Source organism: Anaerobacillus sp. 63XJN7_5_ISO-PGPR-S23-430, assembly GCF_056173695.1.
This window is the reverse complement of sequence record NZ_CM149686.1, coordinates 2,967,392-2,982,470: the sequence shown is the minus strand read 5'-3', so window position 1 is coordinate 2,982,470 and position 15,079 is coordinate 2,967,392. Positions and strand designations below refer to the sequence as shown.

The window sequence follows — 15,079 nt, the reverse complement described above, 5'->3', positions numbered from 1 at the left end:
GGAAACGATGGTTAGCGACATGCGAGTTATCCACCAGGGGGATATAGGATGGAAAAAAAGAAGGTATATTTCAATCATGATGGTGGCGTTGATGATTTAGCATCACTGTTTCTATTATTAAACATGGAAGAGACCGAGCTTGCTGGCGTATCGGTTATTCCGGCAGATTGTTATCTAGAACCAGCTGTTTCTGCAAGCAGAAAAATAATAGATCGATTTGGAAAAGCCACTGGATTAAATGTTGCAGCTTCTAATTCAAGAGGGATTAATCCATTCCCTAAAGACTGGCGCATGCATGCTTTTTATGTCGATGCTTTACCTATTCTAAATGAATCAAATAAAGTGAATACACCTATGTCAGAACTACCTGCTCATTTGCATCTGATTGATACTCTTGAACGAAGCTCTGAACCGCTAACTCTTCTTTTTACTGGACCATTAACAGATCTTGCTAGAGCGTTAGAAACAGCTCCACATATTGAACAGAGTATTGAAAAATTAGTATGGATGGGTGGCACTTTCCTAGAAGTAGGAAATGTGGAAGAACCAGAACATGATGGTACAGCAGAATGGAATGCTTTTTGGGACCCCGAAGCAGTATCTACTGTTTTCAAAACTTCTATTAAGATCGAAATGGTCGCACTTGAAAGCACGAATCAAGTCCCGTTAACCAATGATGTAAGAAACATGTGGGCAGCTAAACGAAAGGAAATTGGTGTAGACTTTATTGGACAATGCTACGCCATGTGTCCTCCACTTGTACACGTTGAGACCAATTCGACTTACTATTTATGGGATGTTCTGACTACAGTTTCTGTGACACCAAAATCCTTTATCCATTCAAGAAAAGTAAAATGTCGTGTTGAAGTAGATGGAGTAAGTCAAGGGAGAACCGTTCTTGATGAAACAGGTCGTGAAGTGATTGTAGTAGATGACGTGGATCGTGACATGTTCTTTAACTATTTCACTTCCGTCATGCTGAAAGCAGAAGATCAATTAGAAGCTTCTCACCTTTATTAATAAAATGAACATTAAAAAAGCTGACTCACTCGAGTCAGCTTTTTTCGTAGAGTTTCTTTAACGACGTGATTGATCAGCTATTTTTTGAGCTTTTAAGCTATTAGCAAAATGTAGCTTAGCTAAATTCCCAAGAATCTGATCTCCATGTTTTTGAATAAGCTTTGCAGCTGCTATATCTACAGCTGGTCCAGCCCCTTTTGGAAGCTTTACATTATATTCTTTTCCAAGTCGATCCATTTCCATTACAAAAGAGTACCTCGCAATAATGGATGCTGCTGCTACAGCAAGGTGAATTTCTTCGGCTTTAGTTGCGAAATATACATTTTCTTTTACGATTGTTGATTGACCTTTTAGGTAGTTGAAATAAACTTCAGGTTTAGCGAATTGATCAATGAGTATGGCATCATATCCCTGGACTTTGCGCATCACATTCTGGATGGCCTGATTATGTAGTAGAGCCTTCATTTTCCCCTGATTCGTTCCCTTTTTCTGCATAGTATTGTATTTTTCATTTGGTAGGATAAGCAGGCTATAAGGAATGGTTTTAATCAAATTTCTAGCTATTTCAATAATTTCTGGATCCTTCATTCCTTTAGAATCTCTTACACCGAGTTCCTTTAAGAGTGGAATTTGCTTCTGGTCGACATATGCAGCAACAACTGTCATTGGACCAAAGAAATCTCCTGTCCCAACTTCATCACTTCCGATGGCGGAAAGAGTTGAGATATTACCAGGTGGAGAGTATTGATGATCGCCCACTGTTTTCTTTTTAGATTTCGTTGCCTTTTTAGAACTCGCTGTTCCGCTAGATTGCCATGGTCTTGCTTCTCCTTCTGCCCCTGGGCCCTGGAACATTATTTTTCCAGATTTATAGCCTGTAATAGTACAGGTAGAAGTTTTCGCTACAAAAACGCTCCCCGGTGGCTGTTTATCGCTTAAGTGGCTGTTGTATTTCTTTTTAATTTCATTCATAATGGAAGGTGATACAGTTAAAACAACCTGTGACATAACAAAACTCCTTTTGTGAACTAGGCTTGCATCCTATTATAGCAGAATCTGAAGATGAACAAGAATGGTTCAGGAGTGCTGTGTTTCAAAAATACCAATTTTCATGCTATGATGTAAAATAGGATTCTCTCTCTTGATAGGAGGCTTATGGGGTGACAGACAGTCATGGAAAAATACGTACAACCGTGGAAATCTATGGTGAACAATATACAATAATCGGTGATAAAAGTCATCAACATATTCGTGAAGTCTCAACTTTAGTGGACGAGAAGATGAATGAGATTAAAGGAATGAATACCTATTTAGATACGAAGCGACTTGCTGTTCTAACAGCAGTTAATATTGTAAATGATTATGTGATGATTAAAAAAGAACTTGAAGAGTTAAAGAAAAAACTGAGAGAAGAGGAATAACGTAAGATGGTTGATCTAATTCTTTTTATTATATTAGTTGGAGGGTTCCTAATTGGACTTCGAAGAGGCTTGATCCTTCAAGTTGTTCATTTAGCAGGATTTATCATTTCATTTGTTGTTGCGTACATGTATTTTAAGGATCTCGCTCCACATTTGAAGCTATGGATTCCATACCCGTCCTTCGGCAACGAGGCATCTTCAACGGCAATGGTGTTTGACGCTATAAACTTAGAGGCCACATACTATAGTGGAATTGCGTTTGCGCTATTGTTCTTTGGTACCAAAATTATCATGCAAATAGTTGGTTCTATGCTCGACTTTCTTGCAGATTTACCTATATTGAGAACTGTAAATGGATGGCTTGGCGGAGTGCTTGGATTTGTAGAAGTATACATTATCGTGTTTTTATTTCTATTTATTGCAGCGCTTCTTCCAAATGAAACCGTTCAAACAGCCATATCAAATTCGTTTCTTGCGGAAAGCATCGTCAAGCATACCCCTGTGTTGACAGAACAAATTAAAGACCTCTGGAGTACACACGTAGCATAACCCTTCAATTAGAAGGGTTATTTATTTGTATTAGCATAAGTACGATTGGTTAAATTGGTAGCGCTTGTCGGACCTAATCGAGCGCTCCCGCTTTTTTTAAGATAAATTAATTGGATTTGGGTTTGAATATGGATAGGATAGTAGTAATGATCTTATGAAGAAGGGTGAGAAAAAGATGAATAAAAAACAGGTTATTCATTTCCTTGAAGAGATAGCAGTTTATATGGAGTTGAAAGGGGAAAGCCCTTTTAAAATATCCGCTTTTCGTAAAGCTGCCCGAGCACTCGAAACAGATGATCGGAGTATGGAGCAAATTGAAGATCCTGCTGAGCTAAATGGCATCGGAAAAGGGACGGCAGCGGTAATAAATGAAATCCTCGAAAAAGGAGAATCAGAAACGCTTGAATATTTAAAGAAGGAAGTCCCATCTGGGCTTGTGCCGTTACTTAAATTACCGGGACTTGGTGGTAAAAAGCTTGCTAAGCTATACAAGGAACTTGATGTTATTGATATGGCGACATTACAAACAGCTTGTGAAGATCATCAGATTCAAGAACTCCCTGGTTTTGGGAAGAAGAGTGAGGATAAAATTCTTGAAGCGATTGAGGAAGCAGGTAAAAGACCTGAACGCTTATCCATTGCCTACATGCTACCACTTGCTGAAAACATTGAAAGCCAATTAAAAGAAATCCAGAGCATTGACAAATTTGCAAGAGCGGGGAGCTTGCGAAGGGTAAGGGAAACGATTAAAGACCTTGACTTTATTATAGCGACAACTTCTGCTGCTGATGTGTCAGCGAGCTTACTTGAATTAGAAGGTGTTTCTAAAGTAGTCGTAAAGGGAGAGACGAAGATTACACTTGAACTTGACGATGAATATGGCGTTTCAGTAGATTTTAGAATTGTAATGCCTGAAGAATTTGCTTCTACACTCCATCATTTTACTGGTTCACAGGCTCATAATGTGAAAATGAGGCAAATCGCAAAAAAGAAAGGCGAAAAAATTAGTGAGTACGGTGTAGAGTCTTTAGAAACGGGGGAAGTTCTTACATTTGAAGATGAAAAGGATTTCTACCAGCATTTTGGTTTAGCCTATATTCCGCCTGAAATTCGCGAAGATAAAGGTGAAATTGAAGAAGCTGAGAAAGATGAGATTGAATTAGTCCAGTTGAACGATATAAAAGGAGATCTACATATGCACTCCACCTGGAGTGATGGTGCTTATACGATTGAAGAAATGGCCGAACGAGCAAGAGCAAAAGGATATTCGTATATCGCGATAACAGATCACTCTCAGTACCTTAAAGTAGCGAATGGCTTGACACCAGAAAGGCTACGAGATCAAAGAGAAGAGATTGATCGTCTCAATCAAAAATGGAATGATTTTAGAATATTTGCAGGGGTAGAAATGGATATTTTACCTGATGGAACACTTGATTATGACGATAAGATGCTGTCGGAAATGGATTTTGTTATTGCTTCAATTCATTCATCCTTTTCCCAAGATGAGGATACGATAATGGCACGTCTTGAAACAGCACTTCGGAGTCACCATGTTGACCTCATTGCTCATCCATCAGGAAGGTTACTTGGAAAAAGGAAAGGGTATGCTTTAAGCCATGATAAGTTAATAAAGCTTGCGAAAGAAACGGATACGGCTCTTGAATTAAATGCAAATCCAAACCGATTAGATCTTGCAGCGGAATGGCTTCAAAAAGCACAAGAAAATCATGTTAAAATAATGATTAATACAGATGCTCACCATATGGACATGCTTGAGCATATGGAAATCGGCGTAGCAGCTGGGAGAAGAGGCTGGCTGCGAAAAGAGACTGTCTTAAACACATTTACGGCTAAAGATCTTGAAGCATTCTTTAACCGTCACTCATAAACAAATCCCGTTTTATTAGGAGGAACGACCATTGCAAAAAAGAGTGTTACGGCTACTCGAATATAATAAAGTGAAAGAACGATTAGGAAAACACGTTTCATCCTCATTAGGAAAACAAAAAGTAGAACAGTTAACCCCTTTGTATTCTTTAGTAGATGTTAACCAACAGTTAGCAGGAACAGAAGAAGGAAGAAAAGTGATCCGTCTTCGTGGTCAAGCTCCGCTTGGTGGCATTCGAGATATTAGACAAAGCGTGAAGCGAGCAGAGATTGGAGGGATGCTAAACCCATCTGAATTACTCGACATCTCGAGTACAATTTATGGCGGTCGTCGATTTAAAACATTTCTTGATAATATGATTGAAGATGGTGTAGAGCTTCCTCTTCTCGGAGATTTAGTTAGTCAAATTATGCCTGAAAATGAGCTGGAGAATGAGATTAACGCCTGCATAGATGAGGACGGGGATTTGCTTGATTCTGCAAGTGATGCACTTCGTCGACTTAGAACCCAGCTTCGTAGCTTTGAATCTCGCGTTCGTGAGAAATTAGAAAGTCTCATTCGATCTTCAAGCACAAGGAAAATGCTTTCAGATGCGCTCATTACCATTCGGAATGAACGGTACGTTATCCCCGTTAAGCAGGAATATAGAGGTTCATTTGGTGGAATGGTCCACGACCAATCCTCTTCTGGTGCGACGTTGTTTATTGAACCACAATCGGTCGTATCAATTAACAACCAGCTAAAAGAAGTAAAAGTTAAGGAAAAACTTGAGATTGAGCGGATCCTAACAGAATTGACTGGACATGTTGCGGAAGCTTCTGAAACGCTTAGACATAATGTTGATGTACTTGCGGATATTGATTTTATTTTTGCTCGTGCCCTATATGCTAACGAATTAAAAGCAACGAATCCTTCCATGAATGATGAGGGGGAATTAGAAATAAGACAGGGGAGACATCCCCTTCTACCTCAAGATGAGGTCGTCCCTTCTTCCCTATTTCTCGGGAAAGACTATTCGTCACTTGTTATTACTGGACCAAACACAGGCGGGAAAACAGTTACATTAAAAACGGCAGGACTTCTTACTCTAATGGCTCAATCTGGACTTCATATACCAGCTGATGAAGGATCTACTATGGCGGTCTTTCAAAATATCTTTGCAGACATCGGGGACGAGCAGTCTATCGAGCAAAGCTTAAGTACTTTTTCATCGCATATGACGAATATCGTTCATATTCTCAAGAACATTGACCACAATAGTCTTGTGCTTTTTGATGAGCTTGGCGCTGGGACCGACCCTCAGGAAGGTGCTGCACTTGCCATATCCATACTTGATTATGTATATAAACGTGGATCAAGAGTTATTGCGACGACACATTACAGTGAATTAAAAGCCTATGCGTATAATCGAGAAGGCGTGATGAATGCTAGTGTAGAATTTGATGTTGAGACACTACGCCCAACGTATCGCCTATTAATTGGAGTGCCAGGCCGCAGTAATGCATTTGAGATTTCAAGACGCCTCGGGCTGATGGATGATATTATTGAGGATGCACGATCTCAAATATCAAGCGAAAGTAACAAAGTTGATCGGATGATTTCATCGCTTGAAGATAGCCAGAAGCAAGCCGAATTAGATCGAGAAGGAGCTTCTGAACTTAGAAAAGAAGCAGAGTCACTTAAGAATGACCTGGAAAAGCAACTTGAGAAATTTGAAAAACAGCGAGAGCGACTTTTTGAGGAAGCGGAACAGAAAGCTGCTGAAGAAGTAGAAAAAGCACAAGAACAAGCCAGAAAAATCATTCAGGAACTGCGTACATTCCAAAACGGATCTGTTAAAGAACACCAATTGATTGATGCTCAAAAGCAGCTTGAAGATGCCAAACCCGAATTAAAATCTTCAAAACCAAAACCTAAAAAAGCCCAAACTAAATCATATCAACCAGGTGATGAAGTGAAAGTGATTAGCTTTAACCAAAAGGGGCACATTGTTGAGCAAGTCGGGAAGAACGAATACCAGGTTCAACTTGGGATAATGAAAATGAATGTGAAGGCAAACGATCTTGAAGCGATTAAATCAAAACCGGTCGTTGAGCGAAAGCCGTTTGTGACAGTTCGTGGAAGTGATAGTCGAGTGAAAACTGAACTTGATTTACGAGGTAAGAGGTATGAAGATGCTCAAATGGAAGTTGAACGCTATATCGACGATGCCTTACTTGCAGGGTATAACCAGGTCTCAATCATTCATGGTAAAGGAACGGGTGCACTTAGAAAAGGTGTCCATGAATGGTTGAAACGTCATTCCCGAGTGAAAAATCTTCGCATGGGTGGAATGAATGAAGGCGGCGGTGGTGTAACTGTCGTTGAATTGAAGTAGAGAAAGGAATTTACACAATGGATCAATTATGGGAGAGTATCGCATTTCAAACTGCAGCGAATTATAGCGTAGTGATTGTTTGTATGATTGTGTTTCTTTCAGCATTTGAATTTGTAACGTCCTATCGTAACTGGGAAGAAATCCAAAAAGGTAATCTTGCAGTAGCGATGGCTACTGGAGGTAAAATATTTGGTATTGCGAATATCTTTCGTTTTTCAATTGAGCATAATGATTCACTAGTGACCATGATGGGGTGGGGAGTCTTTGGATTTGTCCTTCTATTAATTGGTTACTTCACCTTTGAGTTTTTAACACCTAAATTTAGGATTGATAAAGAAATTACAGCAGACAATCGAGCGGTAGGATTCATTTCTATGGTTATTTCGATTGGTTTGTCCTTTGTTATAGGGGCAGGAATTTCGTAAGGGGAGCACATATGGAGACTTTATGGAAAGTTCTTATGGTTGTATCAGGGATATTCTTTATTGCGGGCATTGTTTATTTATTTTATTTTGTATGATGGTTCAAGAAGAGCAGGTACTTTACCTGTTCTTTTTTTTCTTCAAAATTCTGTGCGCTCTTATCACAACTTAACCTAAATATGGATAGAATAATGTCGTATGCTCGTCTGTTTTTTACGACCTAAAATGCCAAAGTATTCAAAAAATTAAAAAAAAGATAGGATATTTGAAGCGTTTTCATTATAATTATCATATAGAGAGAGTTTTGGTTTGGAAGGAGTCGTGAAAGGGAGGTTGATGAAAATTGACAAACAATGGCGCAAAAGAATGGTTTGATTATTATCAAGAAGGAGTACCGACTTCAATAGAGTATGAGGAAAAGCCCCTTCATGCGTATCTTGTTGATGCAGCTACAAAACATCCTAACAAAAAGGCAGTTCACTTTCTGGGAAAAGAACTTACATTTCAGGAATTATTTCATCGCTCAAGACGACTTGCGAATTCATTGCGGGATCACGGTCTGAGCAAGGGCGGAAGAGTATCAATCATGCTTCCTAATTGCCCTCAAGCTGTGATTAGTTATTACGCTGTATTGATGGCTGGGGGAGTGGTCGTTCAGACGAATCCACTATACATGGAGAGGGAACTAGAACATCAATTAAGAGATTCTAAGGCGGATATGATGATCTGTCTTGATCTTGTTTTACCGAAAGTATTAAAAGTAAAAGATAAAACAGTACTAAAGCACATTGTTGTAACGAAGATTCAGGAGTATTTACCTTTTCCTAAAAATGTTTTGTATCCACTCGTGCAAAAGCAAAAGAAGCAGGGATTACTTGTTGAAATGCCTTCAACAGACCAAATTCATAGCTTTTTGCAATGGGTGGCAAACGGTAGTAACGATGATATACATGTTAATGTGGATTCCAAAGAAGATTTGGCTCTTCTTCAATACACTGGGGGAACTACAGGTCTCGCAAAAGGAGTTATGCTGACACACTATAACCTCGTTGTTAATACGATGCAATGTAAGAACTGGATTCGTGATGCTAAATATGGCGAAGAGAGTGTGATGGGAATTCTCCCTTTTTTCCACGTTTACGGAATGACTTGTGTGATGAACTTATCGATTATGTATGCTGCCAAAATGATCATACTTCCAAAGTTTGAACCTAAAGATACATTGAAAACGATTCAAAAACAAAAGCCAACCTTATTTCCAGGTGCACCAACTATTTATATCTCTTTATTGAATGATCCGAATATCGATCGCTATGATCTCTCGTCTATTAAAGCTTGTATTAGCGGTTCAGCTCCACTTCCAGTTGAAATCCAACAAAAATTTCAAGAGAAAATTAGCGGTCGTTTAGTGGAAGGTTATGGTTTAACAGAGTCATCTCCTGTAACCCATTCCAATCCTTTATCAGATGGTACTGTTGTTGGTAGTATCGGTTTACCTTGGCCAGACACAGATGCAAAAATTGTGAATGCTGCAAATGAAGAAGCTGAAGTGAAGGAAATCGGCGAATTAATTGTGAAAGGTCCACAGGTGATGAAGGGGTATTGGAATTTACCAGATGAAACCGCTGCCGTATTGAAGGATGACTGGCTTTATACTGGTGACATGGCTTATCGAGATGAGAAGGGCTACTTTTATGTCGTTGATCGGAAAAAGGATATGATTATTGCAGGCGGATATAACATTTATCCACGCGAAGTTGAAGAAGTTTTATATGAACACCCAGCAGTTCAAGAAGCCGTTATTATTGGTGTACCTGATGCTTATAGAGGAGAAACAGTGAAAGCATTCGTAGTGCTAAAAAGTAACGTTGAAATAACAGAAGATGATTTAAATCAACATTGTCGACGTTACCTTGCTGCTTATAAGGTACCTCGATTATATGAATTTCGGGAGGAGCTTCCTAAAACAACCGTTGGAAAAATTCTACGTCGTGTTCTAGTCGACGAAGAGAAAGTTAAACAAAACCAATCGCTGTAGCGATTGGTTTTGCTTTTTTAATTTCAGTTAAATCAATATGTATTAAATAAAAAATTCCGGAAAGATTCGCACATTTCTGCTTATTATGATATGATGAATTTGCAAAATAACTCTCGATTCCAACCGAGCGCTCGTTCAGAAATCTTATATTGACAATAGCATGGTCGTATCGCTACAATAAGATTATGAATGAATGCTCATTCATTTTGAATGAGTGCCGGATAAAGAATAAGGGAGAGCTTCATATGGTTGAAAAGGGGAAAAAAAGGGGTCCGAAATACGATAAAATCATTGATGCGGCTGTTGTTGTCATTGCTCAAAATGGTTATCATCAAGCGCAAGTATCCAAGATTGCGCGTGAAGCAGGCGTGGCAGACGGTACGATCTACCTTTATTTTAAGAATAAAGAGGATTTGTTAATTTCGTTGTTTCAGAAAAAAATGGGAAGTTTTATCGATAAGACAGAGGAACAAATTGTAAAGAAAGATAATGCAATGGATAAATTGTTCACGCTTATTGATATGCACTTTAAACATCTAGGTTCTGATCATGAGCTTGCTATCGTCACGCAATTGGAACTAAGACAAACAAATAAAGCCCTTCGAGCACAAATTGGCGAAGTACTTAAGAAATACCTTACGCTCGTTGATCACATATTGCATGAGGGAATTAAATCAGGATTGTTTATTGAGGAACTAGATATTCGTCTCGCAAGACAAATGATCTTTGGGACACTCGATGAAACCGTAACGAATTGGGTTATGAAAGACCACAAATTTGAATTAGAACCACTTGCTAAGCCACTTCATAATCTTTTGATCAATGGCTTAAGCAAATAAATAGAGACCCCGGCTTTGACTGGGGTCACAAAGTTTTGAGAGGAGTGGAGAAGTGGAATTCATTAACATTTCAACTGAAAACAAAGTGGCACAAATTACGCTGAACCGTCCACCAGCTAATGCAGTGGCATCGGACGTATTGCGAGAATTGTCAGAAGCATTCACTCAAATTGAAAACGATCCAGCAACAAAGGTTATATTGCTCTCTGGAGAAGGAAGGTTTTTCTCAGCAGGAGCTGATATTAAAGAGTTTACAACGGTTAGCACTGAAGAGGGATTTGCTGATTTGGGGAGCTTCGGTCAACAATTATTCGACAAAATGGAAGCGTTCCCAAAACCGATCATCGCTGCTATTCATGGTGCTGCGCTTGGTGGTGGACTAGAACTTGCAATGGCATGTCATATTCGTCTTGTAACTGAAGATGCAAAGCTAGGTCTTCCCGAACTACAGCTGGGTTTAGTACCGGGATTTGCAGGTACTCAAAGGTTGCCAGCATTAGTGGGAAAAGCAAAAGCAACAGAGATGCTGCTAACGAGCGAGCCAATCTCAGGACGTGAAGCTGTTGCAACTGGTTTAGCGAATCAGATGTATAGCGAAGAAGAGCTTCTTCCGAAAGCGAAAGAGCTTGCTGAGAAGATTGCTATGAAGAGCTCTGTGGCAGTTGGTTATGCACTTAAACTTCTTACTTATTCTAAATCAGAAAAGTTTGATGAAGGCGTTCAAAAAGAAAAAGAGTATTTTGGAAAGGCATTTGCTTCAGAAGATGGTCAAGAAGGCATTCGAGCCTTCATCGAGAAGCGTCAGCCAAACTTTCAAGATAAATAAGGTGAACTATTTCAGGGAGGGATAAAGATATGAACATTTATGTCATTATGAAAAGAACGTTTGATACTGAAGAAAAAATCGTAATTGAAAATGGGAGAATTAGTGAAGAAGGCGTTGAATTTATTATTAATCCATACGATGAGTATGCCATTGAAGAAGCGATCCAACTTCGCGACGATCATGGCGGAGAAGTAACGGTTGTAAGCATTGGTGACGAAGAAGTTGAAAAAGAGTTAAGAACAGCTCTAGCGATGGGCGCAGACAAGGCAGTTCTCATTAACAATGAAGACATTGATGAGAGTGATCAGTATACGACGACTGCCCTTCTTGCTGCTTATTTTGAAGATAAGGAATATGACATTATCCTTGGCGGGAATGTTTCTAATGATAACAGCACTGGTCAGATTGGACCGCGTCTTGCTGAAAAACTTGGAATCGCTTACGTAACAACGATTACGAAGCTTGATATTGATGGAACAACAGCGACAATGGAACGTGATGTTGAAGGTGATATGGAAGTTGTTGAAGCACAGCTTCCGTTACTTGTAACAGCACAGCAGGGACTTAACGAACCTCGTTATCCATCACTTCCAGGGATTATGAAGGCTAAGAAAAAGCCACTTGAAGAAATAGACTACGACGATCTTGATATAGATGAAGACGAGATCGAAGCTAAAACGGAAACAATTGAAGTTTATTTGCCACCAAAGAAAGAAGCTGGCAAAGTACTTGAAGGTGAAATTGGAGATCAAGTGGAAGAATTAGTGAAATTACTTCGCCAGGAAGCGAAAGTTATATAGGAGGGAATCAACATGGCCAAAAAAGTACTTGTATTCGCAGAAGCTCGTGACAATGAATTACGAAATGTATCATTTGAAGCAATTGGTGCTGGGAAAGAAATCGCAGCCGGTGGTGAAGTGATTGCAGCAATTGCTGGTGAAAGTATTAGTTCTTTAACAGACCAACTATTTCACTACGGAGCAGACCGTGTGATTAAAGTAGAAGATGAAAAGCTTAAAAACTATACAAGTGATGGATATGGTCAGGCATTTTTGCAAATCGTTCAGAGCGTCGATCCGGATGCTATTTTAATGCCCCATACGTCAATGGGCAAAGATTTAGCACCACGTCTTGCAAGTAAGCTTGACGCTGGACTTGTCTCCGATGCTACGGGTATTGAACTTGATGGTGAAGATGTCGTATTTACACGTCCAATTTACTCTGGTAAAGCTTTTGAGAAGAAAAAAGTAAAAGAAGGCGTTGTTCTTGCAACGATTCGTCCAAATAATATTTCTGCTCTTGAAATCGATGAATCACGCTCTGGTGAAGTCTTTGAAGAAACCGTAGAAATAAAGGACCTTCGTACGATCGTGAAAGAAGTGGTCCGTAAATCTACATCAGGTGTTGACCTTTCAGAAGCAAAAGTGATTGTAGCCGGCGGCCGAGGCGTTAAAAGTGAAGAAGGATTTGAACCACTTCAAGAACTTGCGGATCTTCTCGGTGCTGCTGTAGGCGCGTCCCGCGGTGCTTGTGACGCTGACTATTGTGATTACTCCCTTCAGATTGGGCAAACAGGGAAAGTAGTTACACCTGACCTCTATATTGCTTGCGGTATTTCTGGTGCTATTCAACACTTAGCAGGAATGTCTAACTCGAAAGTGATAGTAGCAATTAATAAAGACCCTGAAGCAAGCATTTTTAATGTTGCAGATTATGGTATTGTTGGTGATCTCTTTGAGGTTGTACCATTACTTACACAGGAGTTTAAGAAAGTATTGCAAACAAGCTAAGAAAAAAAGCGAGCTTATCTAGCTCGCTTTTTGTATAGAGATCATTACGATCTTATTTCATTATTTCAGGCTCGTTTTATTAATGAAGAGATAGGGAACAATGAAATTAAGTCAAAAGAATGGAATCAGAAAGAGTATTAATGATATACTCATTTTGTGCCTATTGATATGAAATCAAATTGGCAGAGCACACTGAGGCAACCGGCCTTAACCTGGTAAACTCAAGTGATAATGTTTAAGGAGGAAGATACAGTATGGCTATCGTACACGCAACAGATCAAAGTTTCGCACAAGAAACAAGTGAAGGTCTCGTTCTTGCAGACTTCTGGGCACCATGGTGTGGTCCTTGTAAAATGATTGCTCCAGTACTAGAAGAGCTTGACTCTGAGATGAGCGACGTAAAAGTTGTAAAGCTTGACGTTGACGAAAATCAGGAAACAGCAAGTAAATTTGGGGTAATGAGTATCCCAACACTACTTGTATTCAAAAATGGTGAGGTAGTTGACCAGGTTGTCGGCTTCCAACCAAAAGAAGCACTTGCACAGACGCTTTCTAAGCATCAATAATTAGTTAAGTTTCAAACACCCTGATCTGTTTTAGGATCAGGGTGTTTTTTTTGTTATCTTCAAATGAAACGGTATTGACACTGATAATCGTTCTCGATATAATCATCATGGATATAAGACCTGACGAAAAGGAGTTTTACATAATGAAGAAATCGGCTATGCTATTCACTTCTATTACGCTTGCAGCTACGGTTCTTGCTGCTTGTGGTAATGATTCTGAAAATGCTACAAACACAGAAAATAACAGTTCTAAGCAAGAACAAACGAATTCTGATGATAAGTCTAGTGAGATGTCAATTGAAAGCGCTGCTACTACGAAACAAGTAGAAGCTTATCAGACGATTACTAATGAACTAAACAAAATGAAGGAAGATCAAGAAGTAGATTGGGAGTTAGTTGAAACTACCTACACTAGTGACTTAAAGAGCGCTGTGAATGAAATTGATAATGAGTTTGATACATTTATCTCTACTGGAATTCAAGCTGGAAAATCTGGAGAGCTTGATAAGAATGTAGCTCGTCAGATCATTGATAAAGGGACACAGTCATACTTTTATCAAAAGCAAAAATCCCTTCAACAGGCAGTGATTGATGCGAAGGATGCTAACAAAGAAGATGAGGCTATGCTTCATTTTGAAGAAATACAGTTACTAGCAGAAAAAGTATTTGTTCCTACAGCCGAAAAACGCGACTCCTACTATGAACTTGATGGAGATTCAAGTATTGTTGAGAATATTAACAATGGCCTATCAGCGCAGGAACAGGCGCTTTCTGAAGGGAATATGGAAGATTTTGCTGTGACGAAGCAAGTAACGGATAAGTCCATTTATAAGAGCTACTACTTAGCTTCTAATTCCTATGCAGAAAAGATTGAAGAAGCGGTAAAGACTGGTGAAACAGATGAGTTACAAGTGATGCAAACAGAAGCTCTCGGTTTTTATCAAGCAATAAAAGGATCACTCTCAGGCGGCGATGAAGAAGCGGCTGAGAAGTTAAGTGAATTATTCGATATAAGTAACGATCCAGAGGCAATCAAAGCTGATGAAGTAAACGATTTGTTCGCAAAAGCGTTTACAGGAAAAATCAAAGGATATCACGAGAAAGTAGCTGAGCTAGCTAAAGAAGACAAGCTTTCTGAAGGTAAAGAAGCTGCAATGGAAGCCAATGTATTCTTAAAAGCGATTGAAATGCCATTAATGGAGGCAATCGGTGAAGAGGAAACGGATGCAGTCTATGAAGACGCACAAAACTGGTTTGATGCAGTTGCTAGTGAGAATGCAGATGAAGTGCAAAAGCTAAGTGATCGCATTTTGACCGAACTAGAAAGTGTAGTAGAATAG

At 39.3% G+C, this 15,079-nt stretch carries 14 protein-coding genes; 13 read left to right on the top strand and 1 reads right to left on the bottom strand.

Features of this window, described 5'->3' with window-relative positions; all coding sequences use genetic code 11:
• Window positions 1-48: 48 nt before the first annotated feature.
• Window positions 49-1,020, top strand: a complete 972-nt coding sequence (locus AC0VYJ_RS15715) for a nucleoside hydrolase (protein WP_475365586.1) — start codon at window positions 49-51, stop codon at window positions 1,018-1,020.
• A 57-nt stretch (window positions 1,021-1,077) separates the two neighbouring features.
• On the opposite strand, the gene rnhC is transcribed toward AC0VYJ_RS15715, so the two are convergent.
• Window positions 1,078-2,028, bottom strand: coding sequence for a ribonuclease HIII (rnhC, locus tag AC0VYJ_RS15710; protein WP_475365585.1), 951 nt, complete (start codon window positions 2,026-2,028; stop codon window positions 1,078-1,080).
• Between the two features lie 152 nt (window positions 2,029-2,180).
• On the opposite strand from rnhC, the gene zapA reads away from it, so the two are divergent.
• From zapA to AC0VYJ_RS15650, 12 genes are all read left to right on the top strand, one after another.
• Window positions 2,181-2,441 (top strand): cell division protein ZapA, encoded by a 261-nt coding sequence (gene zapA / locus AC0VYJ_RS15705; RefSeq protein ID WP_194219337.1) that lies wholly within the window; start codon window positions 2,181-2,183, stop codon window positions 2,439-2,441.
• Window positions 2,442-2,447: 6 nt separating this feature from the next.
• Window positions 2,448-2,990 (top strand): CvpA family protein, encoded by a 543-nt coding sequence (locus tag AC0VYJ_RS15700; RefSeq protein ID WP_475365584.1) that lies wholly within the window; start codon window positions 2,448-2,450, stop codon window positions 2,988-2,990.
• A gap of 175 nt (window positions 2,991-3,165) precedes the next feature.
• Window positions 3,166-4,881, top strand: coding sequence for a DNA polymerase/3'-5' exonuclease PolX (gene polX / locus AC0VYJ_RS15695; RefSeq protein ID WP_475365583.1), 1,716 nt, complete (start codon window positions 3,166-3,168; stop codon window positions 4,879-4,881).
• A 31-nt stretch (window positions 4,882-4,912) separates the two neighbouring features.
• A complete protein-coding gene (locus AC0VYJ_RS15690; RefSeq protein WP_475365582.1) occupies window positions 4,913-7,258 on the top strand; it encodes an endonuclease MutS2 in 2,346 nt (781 codons plus the stop codon).
• A 17-nt stretch (window positions 7,259-7,275) separates the two neighbouring features.
• A complete protein-coding gene (locus AC0VYJ_RS15685; protein WP_430243942.1) occupies window positions 7,276-7,683 on the top strand; it encodes a DUF350 domain-containing protein in 408 nt (135 codons plus the stop codon).
• Window positions 7,684-8,023: 340 nt separating this feature from the next.
• Window positions 8,024-9,718: an AMP-binding protein gene (locus tag AC0VYJ_RS15680; RefSeq protein ID WP_475365581.1), complete on the top strand. Its 1,695-nt coding sequence runs from the start codon at window positions 8,024-8,026 to the stop codon at window positions 9,716-9,718.
• A 245-nt stretch (window positions 9,719-9,963) separates the two neighbouring features.
• Window positions 9,964-10,557, top strand: a complete 594-nt coding sequence (locus tag AC0VYJ_RS15675; protein ID WP_430243946.1) for a TetR/AcrR family transcriptional regulator — start codon at window positions 9,964-9,966, stop codon at window positions 10,555-10,557.
• Window positions 10,558-10,609: 52 nt separating this feature from the next.
• Window positions 10,610-11,383 carry an enoyl-CoA hydratase gene (locus AC0VYJ_RS15670; protein ID WP_430243948.1) on the top strand — a complete coding sequence of 258 codons (774 nt, stop codon included), beginning with the start codon at window positions 10,610-10,612 and terminating at the stop codon, window positions 11,381-11,383.
• A gap of 29 nt (window positions 11,384-11,412) precedes the next feature.
• Window positions 11,413-12,183, top strand: coding sequence for an electron transfer flavoprotein subunit beta/FixA family protein (locus AC0VYJ_RS15665; protein WP_194219345.1), 771 nt, complete (start codon window positions 11,413-11,415; stop codon window positions 12,181-12,183).
• 12 nt (window positions 12,184-12,195) lie between these two features.
• Window positions 12,196-13,173: an electron transfer flavoprotein subunit alpha/FixB family protein gene (locus tag AC0VYJ_RS15660; RefSeq protein ID WP_194219346.1), complete on the top strand. Its 978-nt coding sequence runs from the start codon at window positions 12,196-12,198 to the stop codon at window positions 13,171-13,173.
• A 254-nt stretch (window positions 13,174-13,427) separates the two neighbouring features.
• Entirely contained in the window at window positions 13,428-13,739 is a 312-nt protein-coding gene (gene trxA, locus AC0VYJ_RS15655; protein ID WP_194219347.1) for a thioredoxin, read from the top strand.
• Between the two features lie 143 nt (window positions 13,740-13,882).
• Complete coding sequence (locus tag AC0VYJ_RS15650) at window positions 13,883-15,079, top strand: hypothetical protein (RefSeq protein WP_475365580.1); 1,197 nt, start codon at window positions 13,883-13,885, stop codon at window positions 15,077-15,079.

Bases quoted from the DNA above. Each gene is read 5' to 3' on its own strand.
- AC0VYJ_RS15715 (WP_475365586.1), top strand. From the start codon at position 49: ATGGAAAAAAAGAAGGTATATTTCAATCATGATGGTGGCGTTGATGAT.
- AC0VYJ_RS15650 (WP_475365580.1), top strand. From the start codon at position 13,883: ATGAAGAAATCGGCTATGCTATTCACTTCTATTACGCTTGCAGCTACG.
- trxA (WP_194219347.1), top strand. From the start codon at position 13,428: ATGGCTATCGTACACGCAACAGATCAAAGTTTCGCACAAGAAACAAGT.
- AC0VYJ_RS15675 (WP_430243946.1), top strand. From the start codon at position 9,964: ATGGTTGAAAAGGGGAAAAAAAGGGGTCCGAAATACGATAAAATCATT.
- AC0VYJ_RS15665 (WP_194219345.1), top strand. From the start codon at position 11,413: ATGAACATTTATGTCATTATGAAAAGAACGTTTGATACTGAAGAAAAA.
- AC0VYJ_RS15660 (WP_194219346.1), top strand. From the start codon at position 12,196: ATGGCCAAAAAAGTACTTGTATTCGCAGAAGCTCGTGACAATGAATTA.
- AC0VYJ_RS15700 (WP_475365584.1), top strand. From the start codon at position 2,448: ATGGTTGATCTAATTCTTTTTATTATATTAGTTGGAGGGTTCCTAATT.
- AC0VYJ_RS15685 (WP_430243942.1), top strand. From the start codon at position 7,276: ATGGATCAATTATGGGAGAGTATCGCATTTCAAACTGCAGCGAATTAT.
- rnhC (WP_475365585.1), bottom strand. From the start codon at position 2,028: ATGTCACAGGTTGTTTTAACTGTATCACCTTCCATTATGAATGAAATT.
- polX (WP_475365583.1), top strand. From the start codon at position 3,166: ATGAATAAAAAACAGGTTATTCATTTCCTTGAAGAGATAGCAGTTTAT.